Source organism: Xanthomonas sp. SHU 199 (assembly GCF_000364665.1).
In the GTDB taxonomy this organism is placed as follows: domain Bacteria; phylum Pseudomonadota; class Gammaproteobacteria; order Xanthomonadales; family Xanthomonadaceae; genus Xanthomonas_A; species Xanthomonas_A sontii.
This window is the reverse complement of the sequence record NZ_AQOI01000205.1, coordinates 1-1,112: the sequence shown is the minus strand read 5'-3', so window position 1 is coordinate 1,112 and position 1,112 is coordinate 1. Positions and strand designations below refer to the sequence as shown.

At 72.8% G+C, this 1,112-nt stretch carries 1 protein-coding gene; it reads right to left on the bottom strand.

Features of this window, described 5'->3' with window-relative positions; all coding sequences use genetic code 11:
* Positions 1-103: 103 nt before the first annotated feature.
* Positions 104-1,081 (bottom strand): 4-hydroxythreonine-4-phosphate dehydrogenase PdxA, encoded by a 978-nt coding sequence (pdxA, locus tag D183_RS0108420; RefSeq protein WP_017908615.1) that lies wholly within the window; start codon positions 1,079-1,081, stop codon positions 104-106.
* Positions 1,082-1,112 lie beyond the last annotated feature (31 nt).

The following is a 1,112-nucleotide window of genomic DNA, read 5'->3' as shown; positions in this document are numbered from 1 at the left end:
TTAGGGGCGACATGTCCAGATACAAGGAGCGGCTTCCGCCGCGGCCGGCATCACCGGGCGCGCCCTGGTTGCGGCAGATCGCGAACGCCGCCCGGATATGCGCCTAGGACTGCGCGCGGCGCGCCGCCAGTTGCGCGCACAGCGCAGTAGCAGCGAACAGGCTGGACGGATCGGCCACGCCGCGGCCGGCCAACTCCAGTGCGGTGCCGTGGTCGACCGCCACGCGTGGGTAGGGCAGGCCCAGGGTCAGGTTCACCGCCTGCTCGAAGCCGCTGTACTTGAGCACCGGCAGCCCCTGGTCGTGGTACATCGCCAGCACCGCGTCCACGCTCGCCAGCTTCTGCGGCAGGAACGCGGTATCGGCCGGCAGCGGGCCGAGCAGGCGCATGCCCTCCGCGCGCAAGGCGTCCAGCACCGGCTGCATCACCTGGATTTCCTCCAGGCCCAGGTGGCCATCCTCGCCGGCATGCGGGTTCAGCCCCAGCACCGCGATGGTCGGCGCGGCGATGCCGAACTCGCGACGCAAGGCGGCCTCGGTGATGCGCAGGCTGCGTTCCAGCAGGGCCGGCGTGAGTGCATCGGCGACCGCGCGCAGCGGCAGGTGGGTGGTGACCAGGGCCACGCGTACGATGGCATTGGCCAGCATCATTACCACCTCGCGGCCGGCATGTTGGGCCAGCAGTTCGGTGGTGCCGGTGTAGGCGATGCCGCCGGCGTTGATCGCCGCTTTGTGGACCGGGCCGGTCACCACGCCGTCCAGTTCCCCGCGCAGGCAGGCATCGGCCGCCTGGGTCAGTGCGGCGATCACCGCAGCCGCGTTGGCCGGTTCGGTCGCGCCAAAGCGGCTGGGCACGGCATTGGCGACCGTGCGCAGGCGCAGGTCGCCAGGGGCGAGGGCGGGGCTGGATTCGGGCAGCAGCTGCAGCGGCAGCGACAGCGCCGCCGCGGCGGCGCGCAAGGTGTCGGGATCGGCGAAGGCCAGGAGCTGGCAGTCGTGACGCGGCTGTTGCGCCAGCCGCACGCACAGCTCCGGGCCGATCCCGCCCGGCTCGCCCGGCACCAGCGCGAGCGAGGGGCGCATGGATCAGGGCTTGGCGGCGGGCGCCGGCGCG